The sequence below is a fragment of the Lacinutrix sp. genome (genome assembly GCF_037625555.1).
In the GTDB taxonomy this organism is placed as follows: Bacteria; Bacteroidota; Bacteroidia; order Flavobacteriales; family Flavobacteriaceae; genus Lacinutrix.
In genome coordinates this window covers 1-23,186 of sequence record NZ_JASJHV010000012.1, presented here as the reverse complement: position 1 = coordinate 23,186, position 23,186 = coordinate 1, and the positions used below count along the sequence as shown (strand labels likewise).

Sequence of the window (23,186 nt, the reverse complement as noted above, 5' to 3'; positions counted from 1 at the left end):
TTTTATGTATTAATATACTTCAAACATAGAAATCTAATACGCTTTATAATAACAAGAATTAGTGTGGGCCACTTTTCGATGAGTGAAAAGGTAGTTGTAATGAATTACTCTATTTTTAAAAAACAAAAAACCACATCAAAATTTTAATTTCGATGTGGTTTTTTTGTTGATTTTTTAAAAAATATTAGTCTGTTGCTATCTTTACAGCTTCTAATCCTCCAACAACAGGTAATGTTAAACTTGTTTTGTCTAAGTTAACTGTTAACTCTGTTCCTGGTTTTGGATGTAATGTAAACTCTTTATCGCTAGAAAAAATAACTAATCCTATTTGTTGTCCAGTACGAATAATTTGATCGTCTGGTTGTAATTTAAAAGTGACATCATAAAACTTACCAGGTTTTAAAGGCTCACTTTCTCTTAGTGATTTATGGTTTTGAGGGTCTGCCCAACCACGAGTAATAATATTGTCTGTTAATACTTTAGCATCATCCTCATAAGGTAACGAGACAAGCATTATAGAAAGATTAGCAGCTGCTTTACTGCTAGATAAACTAACAGTTATTTCGCTTTCTCCAGATATATGTAGTTCTGTTTTTAATTTTGGTGTAGCATACAATAGCCTATTATTAGAGTTTGAAGCTTGAGCGTGCTCTTTACCAGAGATATTAAAATTGTCAACCAAAGTTTCTGTTTTTTGTTTTTTATTCTTTTTAGTCGTTAAATCACCAAGGCTATTACCACCTTTATTTAAGTAAAAGGTTACATTTTTAGCTTCTGGATTTGGATATGCATCATATGGTGTAGGTTGATCCGTCTTATCATTTTCTCTTACAATCCATGCTTGTTTGTCTTTTTCAACACCATTTTCTATACCATGTAAATAACGTGTAAACCATCTGTTCATCATTGTCATTGGTGGAGGTCCTCCATGTCCAAATTGGTGATAATATAGCTGTGTTGGTAAGCCCATTTCTTTTGCCTTTTGGTAAATACGATTACTGTGTTCTGGCATAACGTTCCAATCGTTAAAACCATGAGACATTAATAGAGCAGCTTTCATTGGAGCCATTTGATTTAGGTAATCACGATCGTTCCAAAAGTCGTTTAAATCTCCTGTTTGTCTATCCATACCATTTTTCATTTCGGTATCTCTTACGCGTTTGTTATTTCCTGGACGTTTGTCTTCTGCACCACTATGTACAAAATCGTAAAGCACATCAATATCTTCTCCTAAATATCCACCTGGAGATCTTACTAACCCATTAGAACGGTAATAATGATATGATGATGTGTTAGGTGCAATTGGAATAATAGCTTCTAGGCCTTCTACACCAGTTGTTGCTGCAGCTAATGGTAATGTTCCGTTATAAGATGTTCCTGTCATTCCTACTTTTCCTGTAGACCAAAATGCAGTTACTGGTTCGTTACCTTCTCTTTCTGTAAAACCTGTTGCTTTACCACATAACCATTCTACTACTGTTTTTGGTGCTAATGCTTCATTTAGGCCACCAATAGTTGGTGCTCCATCAGACAATCCTGTACCAGGCGAAGAGGAGTGAACTACTATATAGCCTCTTGGCACCCATTTTCTAAGGTGCGAATTAGAGATAATTGGTCTTTCACCACGACGTGTCACTTCTGGATGTACACGCACTTTACCTATGTCTCCAAGTTCGTGTTCAACTTCCCACATAACACCAGGAAGATCTGCTGCTACTCCAGCAAAATATGGACTTGTAACGTATATTACTGGTAGTTTTAAGTCTTCTGTATCTGTTTGTTTTGGTCTTGTAACCGAAACATGCATGCGATCTGGTTTACCATCTTCGTCTGTGTCGAAATTGGTTTCTACCCATAAATCATGTCTTATCCAATCTTGTGGATTAGTAAAGCCTTCGACTATTTGTGCTTCTCCGTTTTCGAAAACAGGAACGGTTTTGTTTTGTGCAAAACCAGAAGTTACTATTAAAAATAAGATTGAAAATAAACCTAGTACACTGTGTTTTTTTATCATGATAACTGCTTGTGAAATTTGTTGATACATGTTAGTTATTTTTTGGAAATAGAAAAATGAAGTTGTGTTAAGGGAATTGTAAAGTTTAAAAACAAGTTTTTGGTGACTTCAAATGCGGTGATTAGTACATTAATAGTCATAAGTAGTTTAATCTAAAATCTCGTAATCGATACTTAGCTTTCTTAAGGCTCTAAGAGCAGATCCAGAGTTTTTGTCTGTTACTTCAATATCTACAGCGTCTCCTTCTAAAAGAATAGCTGTAAGTTCGTTTGATAAAGATTGGTTAATATTCGAAATCTCTGTAATACATTTAGCTATTGCTCTTTTATCTGGCCTTTGAGCATCACAAGACAATAAGTTTAATTTCATAATTATGGTTTATTCTTGTAATATAATTAAAATAAGATTAGATATTACCTAAGTGTATTTGATATTAATTGAAATGCTTAGAATATTGAGGTTTTAAAACCTGATTTTTAGTGGTGTTATATTTTTATATTGTGATGTTGACTAATACTTTTTTTATTTAATGATTGACTTTACATATGGCAAAAGTTTTTTGTCTGACAGTAAATAGAGTTGATAAGTTTTATCATAGTGATTTTCAAAAATTGAGTATTTAGACATTATATCTAGGTTGTTTGGATATAAATACTCATCTAATTCAATGTTTAAATAGTAGCGACCTTTTTTAAACCATTCGCTTGTAGCAATTGAGTTTTCTAGATCTTGAAAAGCCAAGGAGTCGATTTTAAAAAGACTATATTCTAAAGTAGGCTCAAGATATCCATTCTCTTTTCCTGATTGAATCAAGGTTGGTTTATAGACTCTGTCGAATGCTGCCACTTTAATTATATCATCAAACAGTTTCGTGTCTGTTTGACAACTAACCAATAGTAGTATAGCAAATATTAAAATAAGGCGTTTCATTTTCAGTGTAAATGGTAACTGTTTATTTAGTGAATTTTCATTGACAATATCACGAAAAAACACACCATATAGTACTTTTATTTACTGTTGTCCTGTAAAAAAAACCACTATTAAAAGTTTACTCTCTATTAGTAACTTCTTCTGTCTCGCAACCAAATAAGCTTTTTTCCATAATAAGTTTACTTACACCTTCTGGTAACATACCTTGCCATCCGTCTTCACCTTTGGCAATCATACTTAGTACTTTTCTTGAGAATATTGTTAGAGTTTCTGGATCGTAATCTGTGATGTCTACAACTTTTCCATTATATTTAAAGAACTTGTAAAGCTCTTTCATACGTGGATACACTTTTAAATTATCGCTTGTTGTTAATGTACCATCTTCGTTTTCCATTGGGTATAAGTATACTCTTAAATCTTTGAAAAAGAGTTTACCAAAGGCTTCTAAAATACCACCACTTAATTGTCTGTAGTATTTCTCGTCGAAAATGTCTATTAAATTGTTTACTCCCATTGCTAAGCCCATTCTAGCTTTAGAATATTGAGAGAAGTATTCTACTAATTTGTAGTATTCTTGAAAATTAGAAATTAAAACGGTTTGACCTAAAGAGCATAATAGTTTTGCACGATCCATAAAATCTTGCTCGTCTATTTCTCCTTCTGCACGTAGATTTGAAAGTGTGATTTCGAAAATAACTTGTGTTTTTTCTTCGTCTACTTTGTTTTCTTTTAAGAACATGTCTAAAGATTTTTTATACATGTCCATATTTACTTTTGTAACAGGCCTAAAACTTCCACGAAGTGTTAAAATATTACGTTTGTAAAGTACTCTTGCTGGTAAAACGTTATTGCCATCTGGAGCAAACATGACAGCATCTGTCATTCCGTTTTTAACCAATTGTAAACTCATTAAACGGTTATCTACGTTTTCAAAAACTGGACCAGAGAAATTAATGGTATCTATTTCTAATTGGTCTTTGTCTAAATGATCGTATAAATAACGCAGTAATTTTCTTGGTTGGTTGTGCTTATAAAACGCACCATAAATAAGGTTAGTGCCAAGTTTCCCTAATGTTTCTTGTTGCAAACGTGCATCGTTTTCTTTAAAACGAATATGTAAAACAATCTCGTTATATTCTTGATTTGCATCTACTTGATACTTAATACCAACCCAACCGTGTCCTTTGTACTTTTTTGCAAAATCTATAGTAGCAACTGTATTGGCATAACTAAAAAACATCTTATTAGGATGCTTGTCTCTAGTTATACGTTGCTCTGTTAAATTTATTTCATGATCTAGCATTTTACGTAAACGTGCTTCTGTAACGTAACGCTTATCGTCTTCAATACCATAAATGGCATCACTAAAATCTTTATCGTAAGCAGACATTGCTTTTGCTATGGTTCCAGAACCTCCTCCTGCTCTAAAAAACTGGCGAACAGTTTCTTGTCCAGCACCTATCTCTGAAAATGTACCATAAATGTTTTCGTTTAAATTAATACGAAGCGCTTTGTCTTTTAACGAAGGAATAGATTCTATATCCTTATCTCCTTTTAGTGTAATTTCCATAGTTTATGCATTGAATTATCTGCATTACAAAGGTACCAAATAAGTAAAGCAAACAAAAAAAATAACTTACTTTTGTGAGAAATATAACAAGTTTTGAAAATTACATTTTTAGGTACAGGAACATCCCAAGGTATACCAGTAATTGGGAGTACACATCCTGTTTGTTTGAGTAGTAATGATAAAGATAAACGTTTACGTGTTTCTATATTAGTAGAGTGGGAGCACTACACATTTCTGGTAGATTGTGGTCCAGATTTTAGACAGCAAATGTTACGTGCAAATCCTGAGCGAATAGATGCTATTTTGTTTACACATGAACATGCAGACCATACTGCTGGATTGGATGATATTCGTCCGTTTTTTTTTAAACAAGGCGATATTAATATTTATGCTCATCAGCGTGTTTTAGTCCAATTACAAAAGCGCTTTGCCTATATTTTTACTACTGAAGAAAAATATCCTGGTGTACCTAATCTTATTGAAAATGAAATAAAAAACGACGTTTTTAATATTCATGGCTTAGACATCTTACCAGTTGAAGGACTCCATTATAAACTACCAGTTTTTGGCTATCGATTTGGCAATTTTGCCTATCTCACAGATATGAAAACCATAGCTGAAACCGAAAAGCAAAAGCTTAAAAACTTAGATATTTTGGTACTTAATGCTTTAAGAGAAGAAGAACATATTTCGCATTTTAATTTGGCTCAAGCCTTGGCAATAATTGAAGAGTTAAAACCCAAAAGAGCATATTTAACACATATTAGCAATCGATTAGGTTTTCATGATGCTGTACAACAAAAACTGCCTGAGAACGTTTTTTTAGCGTATGACGAACTTACAATATCAATTTAAAAAATATCAATCCTAAACCATCTAACAACTTACTATTATGAAGAAACGTATTTTTATGTATCTGTTTATATTTTCGGTTTTACTGTTATTATTTCAGTTTATAAACTCAAAAAAAATATATGACGATAGCAATAGAAAGGTTGCAAATTCTAAAACGTTAGTGCAAAAATATAAAGATTCAATTTTGGTTTTAAAGGATGATATTCACAACCTTTCACAATTTAGTTTTGATTATAATGACTATTCTTATGACTATTTTTTAGATCAAGGTTACGATGTAGAAAAACTAATGACTACTGTTAAAGATGCCTTGTATTCGCAAAATGAATACGAAGGTGAAGAGCATCCATTAGTACCTTACGTTTCTACAACAGATACTAAAATAATAATAAACTCTATTCGCGTTTTAAACCATAAATGGATCATTGCCGATTTTACCGATGGACAACTTTGGGGAGAAATGTTAGTAATGTATTCGCTTAACGATAAAGGTGAACTTAATTTTAGAGTTGCAGAGTCGTTATTGAATCCACTTTAAAGCAGTTTTACTAACCAATCTTTTAATTCATAAAAATTTTGAGGTGCAACACCATGACCTACCGGAAACTCAGAATACTGATGTTTTATGTTTAAAGCCGAAAGATATTCTGGTGTTTTTCTAGCCCAATCTACAGGAATGACTTGATCTACCAAGCCATGAGAACAATAGAAGTTTAAATGTTTGTAGTTTTCTTCTGCTTGTGTTTCAAATAAATCTTCATTAATATAACCACTTAAAGCAATCACATTATTAATTTTTTCAGGATAAGAGAGAGCTACTGCATAACTTAAAATAGTACCTTGACTAAAGCCTAATAGTGAAACACTGTCTTTATTTATAGGGTATTTAGCGATTACTTCGTCTATAAATGTAGCTGTTATGTCTCGTGATGCTTTTGCTTGCTCATTATCGCTCCATTTGTCTTTATCTGCATCAAAATTGATCGCATACCAAGCGTTACCATATGGTTGCATAGCATAAGGTGCTCTTGCCGAAACTATAAACAATTCCTCTGGTAATTCTGTAGCAAAAGAGAATAGGTCGTTTTCATCACTACCATAACCATGAAATAAAATAAGAAGAGGCGCATTGTCTTTTAAAGACGATTCACGAATGACGTGAAATAAAGATAAATCTGCCATTAGTTAGTTGCCAAGATTTTTAAATAATTTTTTATATAAACTACCTAATAATGGCACTTCATTCATTTTGCCAGTAATAGCTCCAATAATGCCGTAAAAAAATAAGACACCAAAACCAATCCAAAAACCAATAGACACATTCCAACTATTAAAATTTCCAATAAAATAACCAAGAATCATATAGGTTAAACATAATCCTAAACCTTGTCTAACATGGAAAGCTACAAAAGGATTTTTTTTGTCATTGTTTATTATTAACGCAATTATTGAACCTATTATGGTTAAATACGCTACAATGCTCATTGTTTTTCCTTCCTCTATTGTGTTTTGATTCATTCTATAAAACAGTTTTTTTATTTGCAATTATACCATAAACTTCACCTTTCAATTCTTTGTCTAAAAACAGGCTGTTCTTAGATTTTGAGTGTATGTTTTTGGCTGTAAAAGTGTATTTTTTATCTGGATTAAATAATGTTAAATCTACTGTATTACCTTCATTTATAAGAGTTTGTTCAGCATTGAATCTAGCTTTGCCTTTTGTAAGTAATTGTACAGTTTTTTTAGTAGAAAATAAGGTTTGTAAAGCTCCAAAAGCACTTTCAAGACCTATGGTTCCATAGTCTGCATAATCGAATTCTACTTTTTTGTCTTCAATGGTTACAGGATTGTGGTCGCTAGTAACCATATCTATTGTGCCATCTTTTACACCCTCAATTAAAGCATCGACATCGCTTTGCGTTCTTAGAGGAGGCAGTACTTTATAATGTGTGTCGAAATCTTCAAGTTCGCTATCTGTTAAACACAAGTTATGTATTGCTACACTGCAAGTAACGTCTTGCTTTTTCTTTTTAGCGTTTCTAATTAAATCTACAGATTCTGCTGTGGAAATTGTTGGGATGTGTAATTTTCCTCCAGTATATTCTAGTAAGTACAAATCACGAGCCACTTGTAAAGCTTCAGCTAGACTTGGATTGCCCTTTAAGCCTAGACTTGTACTTGTTATATTTTCGTTCATTACGCCTTGTCCAGAAATTTTGTTTTCTTGAGGAAAAGAGCACACTAAGCCACCAAAATTACTAGCATATTGCAATGCTATTTTTAACAAATTTGGGTTGGTGATTGGTTTCTTATAATCTGAAAAGGCCACAGCTCCTGCATTACTCATATCAAATAACTCAGCAAGGTGTTTGCTCTCGCTATTTTGTGTTAATGCACCAATTGGTAATAGTTTTACAGCATTGTTTAATGCTTTCATTTTAATAAATGCAACATCTGTGTTAGTATCAATAATTGGGTAAGTATTTGCTTGTAAGGCTACTGTTGTAAAACCAGACTTTGCAGCAGTTTTTAATCCGTTTTCTATAGTTTCTCTATCTTCAAAACCAGGTTCTCCAAAACATACACTACTATCAAACCAACCTTGAGATACATGTAAATTATCAAGCTTTATTTCTTTGTAATTACTTGTATTTTTAATGGTTTTGGCAATTTTAGTAATCTTACCTTTTTCAATTAAAATATCTTGAGTAGTGTTATGGAAATCACTCTTAGTGTCAATTATTGTTGCAGATTTGATAAGTACGTTCATTTAAAAAATTTTAAGATGAGCATTTCAATAATTAAAAATAGTAATGCTAAAATAACAAACCATTTCCATAGCTCATTTACTTTAGTATCACTTTTTATGGTGTTAAAAGCATCTGAAATAGAATTACTAATATTAACCTTGTCTAGATTAGAGAATTTTTGGTAAACTAATTTACTTTCTTCTCTATTATAATTATAGCTCACGTTTTCTATAATTTCAGCTTTATTTTTTATGTTATAAATCCCAGAATTTTCAGGAATGCCTATAGTGGTTATAGTGACTTTATTGTTAAAATACTGTTGTCTTGGTATTACTTTAGAATTCTCGTTTACTAATGTTAATACTGCATCTTGTTGCAGTTCTGTTACAATATCGAAAGCATTTTCTGTACCAATAGTATAATATAAATTGGCTAATTTTAAACTGCGTTTTGATATGTTATAAAATGTTGGAACAATTAGATTAATATCTTGAAAATTAGAATTATTTTTATTTAATGCAGAAGTAAAAACAAAGGCATTATTGTTTTCTGACAAGAAGGGTTTCCCATCTTCAAATTCAAGTATATTTTGAGCCTTACCAATGTTTTGTGGATAGTAAGATTTTATTTTTGGGTATTGAAAATTTGATACTTGTTTCTCGAAAACTCCATCTTTATATAAGGGATGAGCGTAATTAATATTTGTAAGAAGTTTTTCAATTTCAGATACTTTTGCAAAAGGAGTAAAACCGTAATTTGTTAATAGGTTATTATATTCTTGTAGATTAATACTATTTGAAGGTATAATAACTAATACACCACCATTGGTAGTAAACGATTTTAATGCAGTAATTAAAGAGTTAGGGATTTGTTGTAACTCGTTTAAAACAATAAGGTTTTGTTTTGTGATATCGCTATAATTAAGCTGATTATAGGAGGTGGTTTGGTAATTAAACTCTTTATTAGAATAGATGCTTTTTAAAAAAGTTTCGTTAGATTCGTTAATACTTAAAACGTTTATTTTAGAACTATTATTAATATTAAAATATAAAGTATTATCAAATTGAAGATTAGCATCATCTATAGATACCATCCCATTAATAGGTTTGTTTACTGGTAATGTAAAAATGGTAGTTGCTTTATCTGTTATTTTTACAGATGTTTTTGTAAGTAAGTTCCCATTGTTAAATAACGATACAGGTAGGTTTTCTATGCTGTTACCATTATTTATTAAATTAACAGACAATTCAATATTACTAGATGTTTGTTTAGATATGTATAAACTATCTATAGTAACATTAGCATTACTTACTGGCTTTAAGTGTACTAGACTTAGTTTGGTATCACCATTATTATCTGCTTTGAAATTAGATTTTTTTTGTTGAAAGTCACTAACAAAAACTAAGTTCTTAATCGTGTTTTTGTTTTTAGAAAAATACTTTTTACTTTTTAGTAAAGCAGCATCATATGGCAATTGATTTGTGGCATAATTAAGTTGTAATAAATCGTTGGTTATAGCTTTAACACTTGTTTTTATAAATGCGTTGTCGTTAGTTATAAGCGAGATGTTTTCGTCTTCTGGTACATTGCTTATTATGTCGCTCACTGCTCTTTTTAGCAACTCACCTTTATCTCCTTTTACTTGCATACTAAAGGAGTTGTCTAGAAAAATAACAGTTTCAGATTTTGTTTTAAAAGCCTTGTTTTTAGAAGTGTATGGTTGTGCAAAAGCAATTACAATAGCTGCTAAAATGCCCATTCTAGTGAACAGTACTAGCCACTTTTTAATTTGCGCACTTTTACGCGTCTGTAATGTGATTTGTTTTAAAAAAGCAACGTTAGTAAAAGCCTCTTTTTGGAATTTACGTAACTGAAATAAGTGAACAATAATTGGGATAAGCAGTAATAATAAGCCGTAAAGAATTTCTGGGTGTTTAAACTGCATTGATTTTATTGATTAAGCAAATATAAAACTAATACTGAAATATGAGAAGTTTTAACAAAAGAAAAAATAATCATACATAGATACTTTGTTTAAGTGCATTAAATAATTTTTAATAATTATTTGCTGTTCTCCATTTGCCACACTAATAATACTTTGAAAATTTTCTAAAGCCTCTAAATGTTTAAATGCTTTCATATCTAAATCGTAAATGTTTTTGCCTATTTTTTTTGGGTTATCGCAAATCCATTGAAACGGAATATTAAGTGCTATTAATTTTTTAGCAATCGACTTCCCTTTTTTTCCTGCTCCCCAAACTACTAGTGTTTTAGATTTGTTATAATCTAATTTTAAAAAATAATGAAGCTTAATATCTATAAAACTATTTTCAGCATAATTAGCATCTGTTCTTGAGGCTCTTGTTCCATAATCTCGCCATAAATGAAGTGTTTTATTGCAAGGGATTACCTTATATTTAGCTTCATAAAACCTAAAGGTTAAATCGTAATCTTCTGGATAGCGTATTGGGTCAAAAGCATTAATTGCTAATAAATCTTCTCTATTAATCATCCAACAAGGAGATGGAATAACACACTCCTTATAGATCTCAGAATAATTTCTCCCATTTCCTGTTAAGTTGTTTAGCCAGTTCTCATATTTTTTGTAACCATCGCTTATGCCTTGAGCAGAAAAACAACTAACTAAACCTGTTGATATATGGTTTTTTCCGGCAAGTAAAAGCGCATTAAGTAGTGTTTCAATTTTTATTTCGGCCATTATATCATCACTATCCATTCTAGTAATATAAGTACCAGTAGATTTAGAAAACGCTAATTTTAAGGCATTAATTATACCAGAGCCTTCATTTTTAAATAGCTTAATTCTTTTATCATTATTAGCATAACTTTCTACTAAATCATAACTTTTGTCTGTAGAGTTGTCATCTATAATCAATAATTCCCAATTGGTATAGGTTTGTTTACTTATAGAGTTTAGACACTCACCAAGAAATTGTTGAGTATTCTTAAAAGGAATTAATATGCTTACTAGTGGTTGTTGCATTTTTGCAAGATAGTATTCTTGTTTATTTCATTTAACACTAATTAACAAAATTTTACATCAAATATATGTAACACATTGTACATTTGCGCGTCTTAATATTTTAGACCATTAACAAAAAATTAAAACAATGAAAAAACATCTATTAAGTGTTGTATTTGCTGGAGTGCTTCTAGTAGGATGTAATGCTACAAAAACAACAGGTGAAAAAGCTAAAAACGATTTAGCATCTTTAAACCCAATTGAAACAACTTTAGACTTAACTAAGGTAATTAATGATAAAGCACCTATAACAATAAATCCTGGGCGTTTTACAGCAGAAACTGTAACTTATAGATTACCTAGAGTAGTACAAGGAACCTATTCTGTAAGTGATTTTGGAAAGTATATTGACGATTTCAAAGCATTAGATTATAAAGGAAATGAATTAGCTGTCGAAAAAACAGACACTAATACATGGACCATTAGTAATGCAACTAATTTAGATATGGTTGCTTATAACGTAAACGATACTTTCGATATGGAAGTTCAAGGTGGTATAGGAAATGAAGTCCCATTTTCTCCAGCAGGAACCAATATTGAAACTACAAACTATGTGCTAAACTTGCATGGTTTTATAGGGTATTTTGATTCTTTAAAGACAGCACAATATAAATTAGATGTTACAGCACCAAAAACAATGCTTAAAACATCTGCATTACAGGAGACTGGAACAAAAATGAATGAAGATGGTGTATCTATGACTTCTAGTTATTTTGCACCAAGATACTTTGATATTACAGACAATCCTATGTTTTATGGCGCTTTAGATGTTGAAGAATTTCAAGTTGGCGACATTAAAATAGTATTAAGTGTATATTCTCCTAACAATGTACATTCTGCAGAAAAAATTAAAGCAGTAATGGAAAAAATGATGCTTGCACAAAAGGCATATTTAGGAGACGTAAACACAACACCTCGTTACGATATTTACTTGTATTTATCTGAAGGAAAAGCAGAATCTCCAAAAGGTTTTGGAGCATTAGAACACCATACTTCTACAGTAGTAGTATTGCCAGAGTCTATGCCAGACGAAGCTTTAGCAGAAAGTATGATTGATGTTGTTTCTCATGAGTTTTTTCATATTGTAACACCTTTAAGTGTGCATTCTGAAGATGTGCATTACTTCGATTACAACCAACCTACATTCTCTAAGCATTTATGGATGTATGAAGGTGTAACTGAATATTTTGCTACTTTATTTCAAGTAGATCAAGGTTTAGTTTCTGAAGACGAATTTTACACCAAAGTAATGGGTAAAATTAAAAGCGCAGCAGCAATGAACGATGCTATGAGTTTTACAGAAATGAGTGAAAATATTTTAAACGAACCTTACGCACCACAATACGTAAATGTGTATTCTAAAGGTGCATTAATTGGCATGTGTATAGATATTATTTTACGTGAAGAAAGTAATGGTACAAGAGGTATTTTATCTTTAATGAAAGAATTATCTTTAAAATATGGTAAAAACAAACCTTTTGAAGACGATAATTTAATTGCTGAAATTACTGCAATGACGTATCCATCTGTTGGAGCGTTTTTAAATACTCACGTTGTAGGTGGAACACCAATTAACTACAACGACTTTTTTGCAAAAGCTGGTTTAGCATTAGCAGAAGGAAAAGTAAAAACAAACTATATACAAAACGATGGTGTTTTAATTTTTGCACCAAATATGTCTACAATGTCTATTCCTTTTTCTGAAGCTGTTAAGAATAATAGTTTTTGGGCAGAGAATGGAGTTTTACCAGGAGATGTTATAAAAACTGTTGATGGTAAAGAATTAACAATGGCAAATGCACAACAGATTTTAACTGAAGTTTACATGTGGAAACCAGGAAGAGATGTAGATGTTAGAATAGATAGAAATGGGAAAGAGGTGGTTGTTAAAACAACATTAACACAATCTTACACTACTGGTTCTAGTTTAGCAGTAGACCCTAACGCTACACCAAAGCAGAACGCTTTACGTGAAGCTTGGTTAAGAGGATAATTTAATTCCTGCTATAGCAGTAATCTCGTTTAATTAAAAAACCTATTGAAAATTTATTTTCAATAGGTTTTTTATTTTAAGTTATTTTAAAAACTCTCAAAAACTCTCAAAAACTCTCAAAAACTCTCAAAAACTCTCAAAAACTCTCAAAAACTCCTAAACCAAATAGCGCAAAATCGTATTTTACTGGATCGTTTATGTCCAGTTTTCTTAAAGCAATATCTAATTCGGCTAATGCTTTGCCATCGTTTTGTTTTCGTTTTAAAAGACCTAGTTTTCTTGCTACATTTCCAGAATGTACATCTAAAGGACAGGATAATTGAGTTGGTGAGAGGCTTTGCCAGATACCAAAATCTACTCCAGTGTTATCGTTTCTAATCATCCATCTTAAAAACATATTGATGCGTTTTGCTGCAGAATTTTTTAGTGGATCGCTTACGTGTTTTTCAGTACGTTTTAAATGTTCAATTTCAAAAAAAGTATGTTTAAAATTATGGATGGCACTTTGTAGGGAGTGCTTTTCTGCATGTTTTGCAAAAACAGCTTCTAAGCCATTGTGGTTTTTATAAATATGTTGCAGGCTTTTTATAAAGGTAATAAAATCGAAACCATTAAAGGTTCTATGCACAAAAGCTTCTAGTTTTTCTAAATCTGATTCTTGATGATTCATTATAAAATCAAAAGGAGAATGCTCTAATAAATCCATCATTCTATTAGCATTTTTAATAATACTTTTTCTGTTTCCCCAAGCAATGGTTGCACTTAAAAAACCAGCAATTTCAATATCTTCTTTTTTACTAAATTGATGTGGAATTTGTATTGGATCACTTGAAATAAAGTCTGGCCTATTATATAGCTCCACTTTTATGTCTAAAAATTCTTTAAGTTCTTTTTTAGTCATTGTATAAACGTTTATTATAAAATAAAAATCCTCATAGTTAGATGAGGATTTTTATGCTTTTAATTAGAGTCTCTTTATTTTACGTGACTAAATATTATAGAATCATCAATAAAATCTGTTGGTCTACCAGGACCTCCTCCAAAGGTTATTGCCATATTCATTTCGTCGCTAGAATTCATTTTTATAATACCTTTTAATCTACCTAATTCTGTATCCGTACTTTTATCTATTATAATAAAATATATACTCGCAGGAGAGTTATTGTAGTCTACAATATATTTCATTGAAGCTTTAACTCCTTGATGATCGTAAGATTTTCCACCCATTTCTTGACCGATAAATTCAAACGTAGCGAAACCATCACTAGATAATGTTAAAAAACCAATATCGCCTTTGTCTTTTCCTTTCCAGCGTCCTACATGTTCACCTTCGGAAATAGTAAATGAGCATAAAAAAAGTAGTGCAACAAGAACAAATGATAGTTTCTTTAAAATTTTCATAATCAATATTTTATAAATTTAAGATTATAATATAAATTAATAATTAAAAAAACACTAATTAATTTTTAGAAGTTTTTGGTAAAAAAATCACTCTATTTTACCATCTACCATTACCAATTTACGGTCTGCAAGGTTCGCTAATTCTTCGTTATGTGTCACAATAACAAAGGTTTGTCCATACTTATCGCGTAGTTTAAAAAATAGGTTATGAAGGTTTTCTGCGCTTTCACTATCTAGGTTGCCAGAAGGTTCATCGGCAAAAATAATACTTGGATTGTTTATTAAAGCTCTAGCTACAGCAACACGTTGTTGCTCTCCACCAGATAACTCGTTTGGCTTATGGTTGTACCTGTCAGATAGTCCTAAAAAGTCAAGAAGTTGTTTAGCGCGTTTAATAGCTTCAGCTTTTGGTGTTTTTTTTATGTAAGCAGGAATACAAACATTTTCTAATCCTGTAAATTCTGGTAATAATTGATGAAATTGAAAAATAAAGCCAATATGTTCATTTCTAAATTTAGCCATCTGCTTTTCAGATAGTAAACTTATACTTTCGCCATTAATAACAAGAGAAGAATCACTAGTTTTAGTAATACGATCTAAGGTTCCTAAGATTTGTAATAATGTTGTTTTGCCAGCGCCAGATGTGCCTACAATAGAAACTATTTCACCTTTTTTAATGTGTACGTTAACTCCTTTTAATACGTGTAAATCGTCGTAATACTTATGGATGTTTTCAGCTTTAATCATATATGTAAATCAAAGTATGAAAATACTACTTTAAAAACTAATGCACAACTTTCTATGGTTTAAGATTTGCCTTTAAAAACGTTTTTTAAATCTGCATAATCTATAAAGTAAACCATTCTAAGAGAAAAAGTATTACCATTTGGTTGGTCTAGTAATTCTCCCAAACTATTTCCAAACGCTTGCGAACCATTATTATTAAAATTAAATATACGGTTACGGTATTGAGCCGTTAAAAAACTACCAGGAGCAAATTGCCATGAATAAGTAAGGTTTAGGTTCCATGTGCTAAAATTAACATCTGGATCGCTAATGTCTTCTTTTGTGTAATCATTATCTCTGTGTAATCTTCCGTTTTCTCCTAGTTCGTAAATATTATCTTCATATTGTACAGCACTCCAATAATTTCTAAAACTTAAAGTTAAACTATTTAATGCATTAAAATTGTAGCTGCCAGAAATACTGTTTTCTATTGTTAATTGATCGCGTTGCCCATAAATAATATCGTCACCAATAAAATCTATCCAACTTCTTTCTCGCAATTCTTGGTCCCAAGAGAATGAATATATAACTATAAAATTTTCATTAAACTTAATTCTTGGCTCTACACCAAAAAACACACTTTGGTAAATTCTACCTTCTTCAAAAAGTGTTTCGTAACCTAAATTAACATCTATCGCATATTTTTTATTGTAATTAGTAGATATAAATGCTCCAGTATTTAGCCAGTCCTCTGTTATCCAATAGCGTCCATCTACACGAGGATCGAAATAATCGAATTGTTTTCCTGGTTGTACATTAAAATTACCACCATATGCCATTAAACTTTTTTTACCTACTGCAAAAACACGTCCTCCAAAGTTAAAACCAGTAAATGTTCCTGGTCTGTATAAACTGTTATAATTAGCCCAAGAGTTAATACTGAAATTGTTAAGATTTTCGGTAGGTTCAAAAATTTGATAAGAAAAGTCTGTGCTAAAATTGCTATAGTTGTTTCTAAAAAGTAGTCCCATATCATTAATATCATATTCTTTATCTGCTAGTTCATGAGATAGACTCCATCTATACTGCCCACTGTTTTTCCCAAACCCTAAACTAGAGCTTATTCCGGTTTGTGTGCCATCTTCAAGATTAATATTACTCATTTTTACTTCTGCAATAGCACCATAAGTGTTTTTCTTGTTTTTTAAATCGAATAATAAACCTGTAACATTGGCGTCTCTATAGCCAGAACCATTTCTACCTAAATTTAACTCTAATCCTCCTGGAGTGGCAGAAAAGCCAGAGCCATTACGTGTAACATTTGTATTTATTAATGTTACAGAAGAGTTTTTGTTAAACTGTTGGTCTACAACCATAATATTATAGTTGGTTAAAGGTTCTACTGTTTCTTTACGCTTTTCACCAGTTGTAGCATCTATAATATCTAAATCTGTTTTCTTTGTAATGGCATTAAATAAACCAACACCAAGTCCGCCTTTTGTTCTACCAGATACTTTTACAGCATTAAGTAACGCTGTTTTTTGTGGAAAATCACCTTCTATAATTTCATCTGTTCCCAATGTTGGGTTACCAGTTGGAGCACTTCCAATACGTCTAGAGAAAAATAAATTTCCTTTTCTAAATAAATCTACACCTTCTGTAAAAAATTGTCTTTGTTCTGAGAAGGCTTGCTCAAAAGGCCCTAAGTTAAGTTGCACATCATCAAAACCAACTTGACTAAAATCTGGAATAAGTGTAGCGTCTAAAGTAAAGTTCTCAGTAATACCATATTTTATATCTAAACCGACATTGAAATCATCAATTTTTTCGCCATCAAAACGATCTGCAACATAAGAAGCAAAAGGATAAAAACTTAAACGTGTTGGGGGTTCAAGATTTGTAAGGCCTTTTAATTCGGCATTAAAAAAACCAATTCTTGCACCACTTGTAACGTCTACTGGATTCCATGTTGTTTGCTCTCTTGTTGTTCTATAATGCCTATGAAACTGAATACCCCAAGTTGGGTTTTCTGCTTTTGTAAAGCGTAAGGATCTATAAGGAATTTTCATTTCTAAAATCCAACCATCGTCTACAGTTTTTGTTGCGCTTTCCCAAACAGCATTCCAGCCAAAATCTTCACCGTTACCAGGACTTTCGAAAGCATCTGCTTGCGTACCAGAACTAAACACAAAAAACTCAGTATTGTTTTGTGCATCGTTATTTGGGTTGAAAACTGCTGCAAAAAAATCAGACTGGCCAAAGTCATCTCTTTGTGTAAACTGCTTCATCATATCTTTTGGGTCGTCGTACAAATATGCTGAAATATAGATGCCAGTATCATCGTAAGTCATTTTCACTTCTGTACGTTTATTTTTTAGCATTGTTTTTCCAACAGTTGGCTGAAACTCTACAAAATCTGTCGCAATCTGTGCAGTTTTCCAAACTTCATCATCTAGTATGCCATCAATTTTTGGAGCTTTATCGGTACGTGAAATAGTATATTTTTTCTTGTCTTGTGCACTAAGGTTTAGTGTAAAAAGAAAAGCTAATATTAAAGTAGAAAAAAATTTCATTATATTTATGGTGGTTAATTGTTGGTAGTCTATGGACTCCAGTACTATTTGATTTTTACAGTTTGCTGTGCAAAACTACTTTTACAAATGTGTTTTTTCTTAAATTAAAAGTTAAATAATGAGCAATAATCAAATGTAGCACCTTTACGCTATTAAAGATTATACTTTTTGTAACAATTTAGCAAATTCACCTACTTACTTATAAACGAATAGATTAACGTTTTTCATCTTAACAAACTAATTTTATAATGTTACTAAAAATGGAACGCTATTTGCTTTAATAAAAGTATTAACACAATTACATTACAATGAATTTAGAAAACACAAACAAATACAAAATATTAGCAGCAAGTATCATTTTTGATGCTGTAGGTTATGCCAGTTTTATTATTCCAGGAATTGGAGAGTTTACAGATGTGGTTTGGGCTCCAGCTTCTGCTTTCATTATTACTAAACTCTATAAAGGTAACGCAGGTAAAGTAGGTGCAGCAGTTTCTTTTATAGAAGAAGCTTTGCCAGGATTAGATGTATTACCAACATTTACACTTATGTGGTTATACACGTATGTTTTTAAAACAAAAACAAAAGAAACAGTTATTGAAGTGAATTAATAATTTCTTAATAATTTGAAACACATAAAAAGCACTCTAAGAGTGTTTTTTTTATTTAGAGATAGAAACTTAGGGCAAATTATTATTTCTCTTTATTTAAAATTTCTTTTACGGCTTGCTTATATTTTATTGGGTTTCCTGCTTTTTTTATTGCCTTGTAGGTTTTTTGTGGATTAGAAAACGACTGAGAAAAGAATTCCCAAAAGCCTAACATCTTCATTTTTATAGGTGTTGGCCCAGAAAGATATTCATCGTATTGTTGGTATATAGTATCGTGAAATTCACTAAAAATTTCCCATCGGTTTTTAGGATATTTGGTTGTGTTGTTTTTAATCATACTTGGTAAAAAAGGATCAGCAATTAAGCCACGACCAATCATAAAATGATCGATACTAGGTAAGCGAGCTTCCATTTTTTTAAAGGCGTCCACACTAGTAATATCTCCATTATAATATAGCTTGTGTTTTGTATTTGTTATACAACGCTCGAAAGCATCTAAATCTACAGGGCCTTTGTAAAGTTGTTTGCCAATACGTGCATGAATAGCGATGTTTTTAAGCGGATAATTATCTAGAATAGGAAATGCATCTAAAATTTCTTCAGCATGATCGTAACCCATTCTCATTTTCATAGAAACCGTAATATCTGTTTCGTTATGAGCACGTTTTAAAATATGATCTATTTTAGATGGGTTACAAATTAAACCAGAACCCATTCCAGATTTTGTTACCATAGGATATGGGCAACCCAAATTCCAATTTAGTTCTTTGTAACCTAAACTTTGCACGTATTTTACAACGAAAATAAACTCGTCTGCATTGTTAGTCATAACTTGAGGAATCACTTCTAAAGTTGTATTGTTTTCGGGTTTTAAATCTAATTGGTACGATTGTTTGATTTTTAACTTTCCGTTTAAACGAATATATGGCGCATAAAAAGTATCTATGCCACCAAAATAGTGATGAAATGCATTACGAAACCTGAAGTCTGTAAAACCTTGAAGAGGTGATGAGAGTAGCGTTATTGCCATATTAGTATTTAATGTAGCAAATATAGATTAAAAAGAAAAACCACTTCGTAATTTGAAGTGGTTTTGTATTTATGTCAAAGTAATGCAGATTGTATTACGCGTTTTTAAATTTCTCTATCATTTCTTTAAATAAGCCTAACAGAAAAGTTAGTTTTCCAAAATCGCCAGAAGCATTAAATACTTGGTTCTCAATCTTTACAGCATACCAATCTTGTTTGCTATTTTCATTAAGTATCCAAGGTATTTCTATATTGGTTAATGACGTGTTAGATATATCAATCTCTACATCCCAACCTGGATTATCGATTGTGGTAATTTGTATGCCATTACCATGTTCCCAATCTCCATCGCAATTATTTTTAAACCAATTTTGTATCCAGTCTGTAATTTCCATTTGTATTAATTTGTTTTATACTATCTAATCATGTTTATAAAAATCAGATAGAAATTATTTACTTTGTTTCGAAAATAAATATAAAAGTTTTAAACGAAATTAGTTTAAATATATAACACTATCAACAAACATAAAACCACCTCGAAAGTTGGTTTTAGTATTTCCGCGAAAGCGAAAAACATATTAAATAATATTGCGAAATAGCTAAAATGCGACTCGCAATGGTATTTCAATTGTTATTTTATCATTTCGTAACTACGACTAATAAAATCACTCAATTCTTTACCTTTTAATAAACCTTGGGATAAACGTGCTAAGTCTAAACTTTGGCTAATTAAACGCTCCTGTTTTTTCTTGGTTTTAGTGTTTAATATTTCACCCACCAATTCAGAGTTCGTGTTCACGATTAGATTGTACATTTCTGGCATGTTACCAAACATGTTCATTCCACCACCTCCAGAAGCTTGCATTTCTTTCATTCTTCGCATAAATTCTGGCTGTGTAATCATAAATGGAGTAGCATCGCTATCTTGAGCTTCTAGTTGTACCATAAATTTATCTGAAGGTATAACTTCTTTCAATAACTCATCTAATGCTTTAGTTTGGTCATCGTCTAATTTAGAAATTACTGTATCCTCTTTACTAATTAGTTTATCTATAGAATCTGCATCTACACGAGCAAACGTAATGTTTTCTTTTGTGCTTTCTAATTTCTGCATTAAATGCGAAATAATTGGCGAATCTAATAATAACACTTCGTAACCTTTAGCTTTTGCAGCTTCTATATATGTATGTTGTGCATCTTGATCGCTAGCATAAAGTATAACCATTTTACCGTCTTTATCGGTTTGGTTAGCTTTAATGGTGTTTTCTAATTCTTCATATGTGTAATATTTATTATCTACTGTTGGATACAATGCAAAAGCATCTGCTTTATCGAAGAACTTGTCTTCAGACAGCATTCCGTATTCAATGACTACTTTAATATCATTCCATTTTGCTTCAAAATCTTCACGATTACTATTAAATAACGATTTTAATTTATCTGCAACTTTACGTGTTATGTAAGATGAAATCTTTTTAACTGCTCCATCTGCTTGTAAGTATGAACGTGACACGTTTAAAGGAATATCTGGAGAATCAATAACACCACGTAACATGGTTAAAAATTCTGGCACAATACCTTCTACATTATCGGTTACATAAACTTGATTTTGGTATAACTGAATTTTATCCTTTTGCACGCTCATGTCTTGAGTCATCTTTGGGAAATATAAAATTCCTGTTAAATTAAACGGATAATCTACATTTAAATGAATGTGAAATAATGGCTCTTCAAATTGAGCAGGATATAACTCTCTGTAAAAACTTTTATAGTTTTCATCCTCTAACTCTGTTGGTTGTTTTGTCCAAGCTGGATTAGGATTATTGATGATATTGTCTATAGTGATTTTTTGTTGAGGTTCTGTTGTCTCTTTACCTTCAGCATCTTTTGTAGTTGCAGGTGTGTGTTCTGGATCGTTAACTTCCTTAGTTCCAAATTTAATTGGAATAGGCATAAACTTGTTATACTTAGTTAATAAAGAACCAATACGTGCTTCTTCTAAAAACTCTGTCGAGTCTTCTGCAATATGTAGGATTATTTCTGTTCCTCTATCTGTTTTGTCTGAAGCTTCTAATGTAAATTCTGGAGAACCATCACAAGTCCAATGTGCACTAATTGTATCCTCTTTATGAGATTTAGTAATAATTTCTACTTTCTCTGCCACCATAAATGCAGAATAGAATCCTAGACCAAAATGACCAATAATACCTGAATCTTTGGCAGAATCTTTATATTGATCTAAAAACTCTTCAGCTCCAGAAAACGCAATTTGGTTAATGTATTTTTCAACTTCTTCGGCTGTCATTCCTAAACCTTGATCGATAATGTGAAGTTTTTTACCTTCCTTATCAATTTTAATCTCAATTACAGGAGTTCCGTATTCAGACTTAGATTCGCCGATACTTGTTAAATGCTTCAACTTTAAAGTTGCGTCTGTACCATTACTTATAAGTTCACGTAAAAATATTTCGTGATCACTGTACAAGAATTTTTTAATTAATGGGAAAATGTTTTCTACCGAAACATTAATATTTCCTTTTGCCATAATGAATTGTTATTTTTTCTTTTCCGCAAAGACGGAAAACTGTTTAAACTTTAGTTCTAAATTATTAATACATTAATAGTCAACAAAAATGCCAATTGATTAAAAGTGACAAAGTGTCAAAACAGATTACTATGCATGCATAATTAAATATGCGTTAAATGATAGATTGTTTGTTTCTGAAACACTTAAATTAGCGTAAGTAATTTTGCAACAATAAAATTTCCTTTTTCATGGGAACCGAAAACAATAATGTTTTATGTACAATTCAAAAATAATAGGACTTGGTAAATATGTCCCAGATAATATAGTAACAAACGACGATCTGTCTAAAATGATGGATACTAATGACGACTGGATTACGGAACGTACTGGAATAAAAGAGCGTCGTTGGGTAAAAGAAGGTTCTGGAGATACTACAGCAACAATGGCAGTTAAAGCTGCTAAACAAGCTATAGAACGCTCAGGAATAGATAAAAACGATATCGATTTTATTGTGTTTGCAACCTTGAGTCCAGATATGTATTTTCCTGGCCCTGGAGTGAAAGTACAGCATGCTTTAGGTATTAAAACCGTTGGAGCATTAGATGTAAGAAATCAATGTTCGGGTTTTGTATATGCCATTTCTGTTGCAGATAATTTTATTAAAACAGGCATGTATAAAAACATTCTTGTAATTGGTAGCGAATTGCATTCTCATGGATTAGATAAAACAACACGAGGAAGAGGAGTTACTGTTATTTTTGGAGATGGAGCAGGAGCAGCAATTTTAACGAGAGAAGAAGATACTACAAAAGGTATATTGTCAACACATTTACATTCGCAAGGAGAACATGCCGAAGAGCTTGTTCTAGTTGCACCTGGAATGGGTAAACGTTGGGTAAACGATATTATAGCAGATAACGATCCTAACGACGAAAGTTACTTTCCACACATGAATGGTACCTTTGTATTTAAAAATGCAGTGGTACGTTTTAGTGAAGTGATTATGGAAGGTTTAGCAAAGAATAATTTAGATAAAGATGCAATAGATATGTTAATTCCGCATCAAGCCAATTTACGTATTGCACAATTTATTCAAAAGAAATTTGGTTTAAGTAACGACCAAGTTTTTAATAACATTCAAAAATACGGTAACACAACGGCAGC

21 protein-coding genes are annotated in these 23,186 nt (G+C 31.5%); 5 read left to right on the top strand and 16 right to left on the bottom strand.

All coding sequences use genetic code 11. From position 1 onward, the window contains the following. Positions 1-184 precede the first annotated feature (184 nt). The 4 genes from QNK89_RS00635 to QNK89_RS00620 form a co-directional block, all read right to left on the bottom strand. Positions 185-2,014, bottom strand: coding sequence for a Xaa-Pro dipeptidyl-peptidase (locus tag QNK89_RS00635; RefSeq protein WP_340169020.1), 1,830 nt, complete (start codon positions 2,012-2,014; stop codon positions 185-187). 147 nt (positions 2,015-2,161) lie between these two features. Beyond that, positions 2,162-2,383 carry a hypothetical protein gene (locus QNK89_RS00630; protein WP_340169006.1) on the bottom strand — a complete coding sequence of 74 codons (222 nt, stop codon included), beginning with the start codon at positions 2,381-2,383 and terminating at the stop codon, positions 2,162-2,164. 153 nt (positions 2,384-2,536) lie between these two features. Further along, positions 2,537-2,944, bottom strand: coding sequence for a hypothetical protein (locus QNK89_RS00625; protein ID WP_340169004.1), 408 nt, complete (start codon positions 2,942-2,944; stop codon positions 2,537-2,539). Positions 2,945-3,062: 118 nt separating this feature from the next. After that, positions 3,063-4,514, bottom strand: coding sequence for a TonB-dependent receptor (locus tag QNK89_RS00620; RefSeq protein ID WP_340169002.1), 1,452 nt, complete (start codon positions 4,512-4,514; stop codon positions 3,063-3,065). 93 nt (positions 4,515-4,607) lie between these two features. Here QNK89_RS00620 and QNK89_RS00615 point away from each other — a divergent pair, with 93 nt between their 5' ends. Further along, the gene (locus tag QNK89_RS00615) at positions 4,608-5,369 is read left to right on the top strand and encodes an MBL fold metallo-hydrolase (RefSeq protein WP_340169000.1); all 762 of its coding nucleotides are present in this window, start codon (positions 4,608-4,610) and stop codon (positions 5,367-5,369) included. 37 nt (positions 5,370-5,406) lie between these two features. Next, positions 5,407-5,907: a hydrolase gene (locus QNK89_RS00610; RefSeq protein ID WP_340168998.1), complete on the top strand. Its 501-nt coding sequence runs from the start codon at positions 5,407-5,409 to the stop codon at positions 5,905-5,907. Here QNK89_RS00610 and QNK89_RS00605 read toward each other — a convergent pair. The 5 genes from QNK89_RS00605 to QNK89_RS00585 are packed head-to-tail and all read right to left on the bottom strand — an operon-like array spanning position 5,904 to position 11,123. After that, a complete protein-coding gene (locus QNK89_RS00605; RefSeq protein WP_340168996.1) occupies positions 5,904-6,551 on the bottom strand; it encodes an alpha/beta hydrolase-fold protein in 648 nt (215 codons plus the stop codon). The genes QNK89_RS00610 and QNK89_RS00605 overlap by 4 nt on opposite strands. A 3-nt stretch (positions 6,552-6,554) precedes the next feature. After that, positions 6,555-6,887 carry a hypothetical protein gene (locus QNK89_RS00600; RefSeq protein ID WP_340168994.1) on the bottom strand — a complete coding sequence of 111 codons (333 nt, stop codon included), beginning with the start codon at positions 6,885-6,887 and terminating at the stop codon, positions 6,555-6,557. 1 nt (position 6,888) lies between these two features. Continuing rightward, entirely contained in the window at positions 6,889-8,139 is a 1,251-nt protein-coding gene (locus tag QNK89_RS00595; RefSeq protein ID WP_340168992.1) for a dihydroorotase, read from the bottom strand. Further along, positions 8,136-10,064 carry a BatA and WFA domain-containing protein gene (locus tag QNK89_RS00590; RefSeq protein ID WP_340168990.1) on the bottom strand — a complete coding sequence of 643 codons (1,929 nt, stop codon included), beginning with the start codon at positions 10,062-10,064 and terminating at the stop codon, positions 8,136-8,138. Before QNK89_RS00590 ends, QNK89_RS00595 begins: the two co-directional genes overlap by 4 nt. A gap of 51 nt (positions 10,065-10,115) precedes the next feature. Further along, the gene (locus QNK89_RS00585; protein ID WP_340168988.1) at positions 10,116-11,123 is read right to left on the bottom strand and encodes a glycosyltransferase family 2 protein; all 1,008 of its coding nucleotides are present in this window, start codon (positions 11,121-11,123) and stop codon (positions 10,116-10,118) included. 127 nt (positions 11,124-11,250) lie between these two features. Here QNK89_RS00585 and QNK89_RS00580 point away from each other — a divergent pair, with 127 nt between their 5' ends. Continuing rightward, positions 11,251-13,155, top strand: coding sequence for a peptidase M61 (locus QNK89_RS00580; protein ID WP_340168986.1), 1,905 nt, complete (start codon positions 11,251-11,253; stop codon positions 13,153-13,155). 136 nt (positions 13,156-13,291) lie between these two features. Here QNK89_RS00580 and QNK89_RS00575 read toward each other — a convergent pair whose 3' ends face one another. The 4 genes from QNK89_RS00575 to QNK89_RS00560 form a co-directional block, all read right to left on the bottom strand. Then, positions 13,292-14,056: a TIGR02757 family protein gene (locus QNK89_RS00575; protein ID WP_340168984.1), complete on the bottom strand. Its 765-nt coding sequence runs from the start codon at positions 14,054-14,056 to the stop codon at positions 13,292-13,294. 74 nt (positions 14,057-14,130) lie between these two features. Then, on the bottom strand, positions 14,131-14,556 hold the full coding sequence (locus tag QNK89_RS00570; RefSeq protein ID WP_340168983.1) for a hypothetical protein: 426 nt from the start codon (positions 14,554-14,556) through the stop codon (positions 14,131-14,133). Positions 14,557-14,643: 87 nt separating this feature from the next. Beyond that, positions 14,644-15,303: an ABC transporter ATP-binding protein gene (locus QNK89_RS00565; RefSeq protein WP_340168981.1), complete on the bottom strand. Its 660-nt coding sequence runs from the start codon at positions 15,301-15,303 to the stop codon at positions 14,644-14,646. 59 nt (positions 15,304-15,362) lie between these two features. Continuing rightward, on the bottom strand, positions 15,363-17,855 hold the full coding sequence (locus QNK89_RS00560; protein ID WP_340168980.1) for a DUF5916 domain-containing protein: 2,493 nt from the start codon (positions 17,853-17,855) through the stop codon (positions 15,363-15,365). Positions 17,856-18,163: 308 nt separating this feature from the next. Between QNK89_RS00560 and QNK89_RS00555 the strand changes: the two genes are divergently transcribed. Next, positions 18,164-18,466: a hypothetical protein gene (locus QNK89_RS00555; RefSeq protein WP_340168978.1), complete on the top strand. Its 303-nt coding sequence runs from the start codon at positions 18,164-18,166 to the stop codon at positions 18,464-18,466. A gap of 82 nt (positions 18,467-18,548) precedes the next feature. Here the strand turns inward: QNK89_RS00555 and QNK89_RS00550 are convergent, their stop codons facing one another. The 3 genes from QNK89_RS00550 to htpG form a co-directional block, all read right to left on the bottom strand. Continuing rightward, positions 18,549-19,496, bottom strand: coding sequence for a tRNA-dihydrouridine synthase family protein (locus tag QNK89_RS00550; RefSeq protein WP_340168977.1), 948 nt, complete (start codon positions 19,494-19,496; stop codon positions 18,549-18,551). Between the two features lie 94 nt (positions 19,497-19,590). Then, the gene (locus QNK89_RS00545) at positions 19,591-19,890 is read right to left on the bottom strand and encodes an immunity 53 family protein (protein ID WP_340168976.1); all 300 of its coding nucleotides are present in this window, start codon (positions 19,888-19,890) and stop codon (positions 19,591-19,593) included. Positions 19,891-20,126: 236 nt separating this feature from the next. Further along, entirely contained in the window at positions 20,127-22,040 is a 1,914-nt protein-coding gene (gene htpG, locus QNK89_RS00540; RefSeq protein WP_340168974.1) for a molecular chaperone HtpG, read from the bottom strand. A 256-nt stretch (positions 22,041-22,296) separates the two neighbouring features. Between htpG and QNK89_RS00535 the strand changes: the two genes are divergently transcribed. Continuing rightward, positions 22,297-23,186: beta-ketoacyl-ACP synthase III (locus QNK89_RS00535; protein ID WP_340168973.1), on the top strand; the 890-nt coding region annotated here is incomplete at its 3' end.

Coding starts and splice junctions, on each gene's coding strand:
- QNK89_RS00550 (WP_340168977.1), bottom strand. CDS start 19,496: ATGGCAATAACGCTACTCTCATCACCTCTTCAAGGTTTTACAGACTTC.
- QNK89_RS00565 (WP_340168981.1), bottom strand. CDS start 15,303: ATGATTAAAGCTGAAAACATCCATAAGTATTACGACGATTTACACGTA.
- htpG (WP_340168974.1), bottom strand. CDS start 22,040: ATGGCAAAAGGAAATATTAATGTTTCGGTAGAAAACATTTTCCCATTA.
- QNK89_RS00590 (WP_340168990.1), bottom strand. CDS start 10,064: ATGCAGTTTAAACACCCAGAAATTCTTTACGGCTTATTATTACTGCTT.
- QNK89_RS00600 (WP_340168994.1), bottom strand. CDS start 6,887: ATGAATCAAAACACAATAGAGGAAGGAAAAACAATGAGCATTGTAGCG.
- QNK89_RS00570 (WP_340168983.1), bottom strand. CDS start 14,556: ATGAAAATTTTAAAGAAACTATCATTTGTTCTTGTTGCACTACTTTTT.
- QNK89_RS00545 (WP_340168976.1), bottom strand. CDS start 19,890: ATGGAAATTACAGACTGGATACAAAATTGGTTTAAAAATAATTGCGAT.
- QNK89_RS00580 (WP_340168986.1), top strand. CDS start 11,251: ATGAAAAAACATCTATTAAGTGTTGTATTTGCTGGAGTGCTTCTAGTA.
- QNK89_RS00630 (WP_340169006.1), bottom strand. CDS start 2,383: ATGAAATTAAACTTATTGTCTTGTGATGCTCAAAGGCCAGATAAAAGA.
- QNK89_RS00585 (WP_340168988.1), bottom strand. CDS start 11,123: ATGCAACAACCACTAGTAAGCATATTAATTCCTTTTAAGAATACTCAA.
- QNK89_RS00560 (WP_340168980.1), bottom strand. CDS start 17,855: ATGAAATTTTTTTCTACTTTAATATTAGCTTTTCTTTTTACACTAAAC.
- QNK89_RS00575 (WP_340168984.1), bottom strand. CDS start 14,056: ATGACTAAAAAAGAACTTAAAGAATTTTTAGACATAAAAGTGGAGCTA.
- QNK89_RS00620 (WP_340169002.1), bottom strand. CDS start 4,514: ATGGAAATTACACTAAAAGGAGATAAGGATATAGAATCTATTCCTTCG.
- QNK89_RS00610 (WP_340168998.1), top strand. CDS start 5,407: ATGAAGAAACGTATTTTTATGTATCTGTTTATATTTTCGGTTTTACTG.
- QNK89_RS00625 (WP_340169004.1), bottom strand. CDS start 2,944: ATGAAACGCCTTATTTTAATATTTGCTATACTACTATTGGTTAGTTGT.
- QNK89_RS00635 (WP_340169020.1), bottom strand. CDS start 2,014: ATGATAAAAAAACACAGTGTACTAGGTTTATTTTCAATCTTATTTTTA.
- QNK89_RS00605 (WP_340168996.1), bottom strand. CDS start 6,551: ATGGCAGATTTATCTTTATTTCACGTCATTCGTGAATCGTCTTTAAAA.
- QNK89_RS00555 (WP_340168978.1), top strand. CDS start 18,164: ATGAATTTAGAAAACACAAACAAATACAAAATATTAGCAGCAAGTATC.
- QNK89_RS00595 (WP_340168992.1), bottom strand. CDS start 8,139: ATGAACGTACTTATCAAATCTGCAACAATAATTGACACTAAGAGTGAT.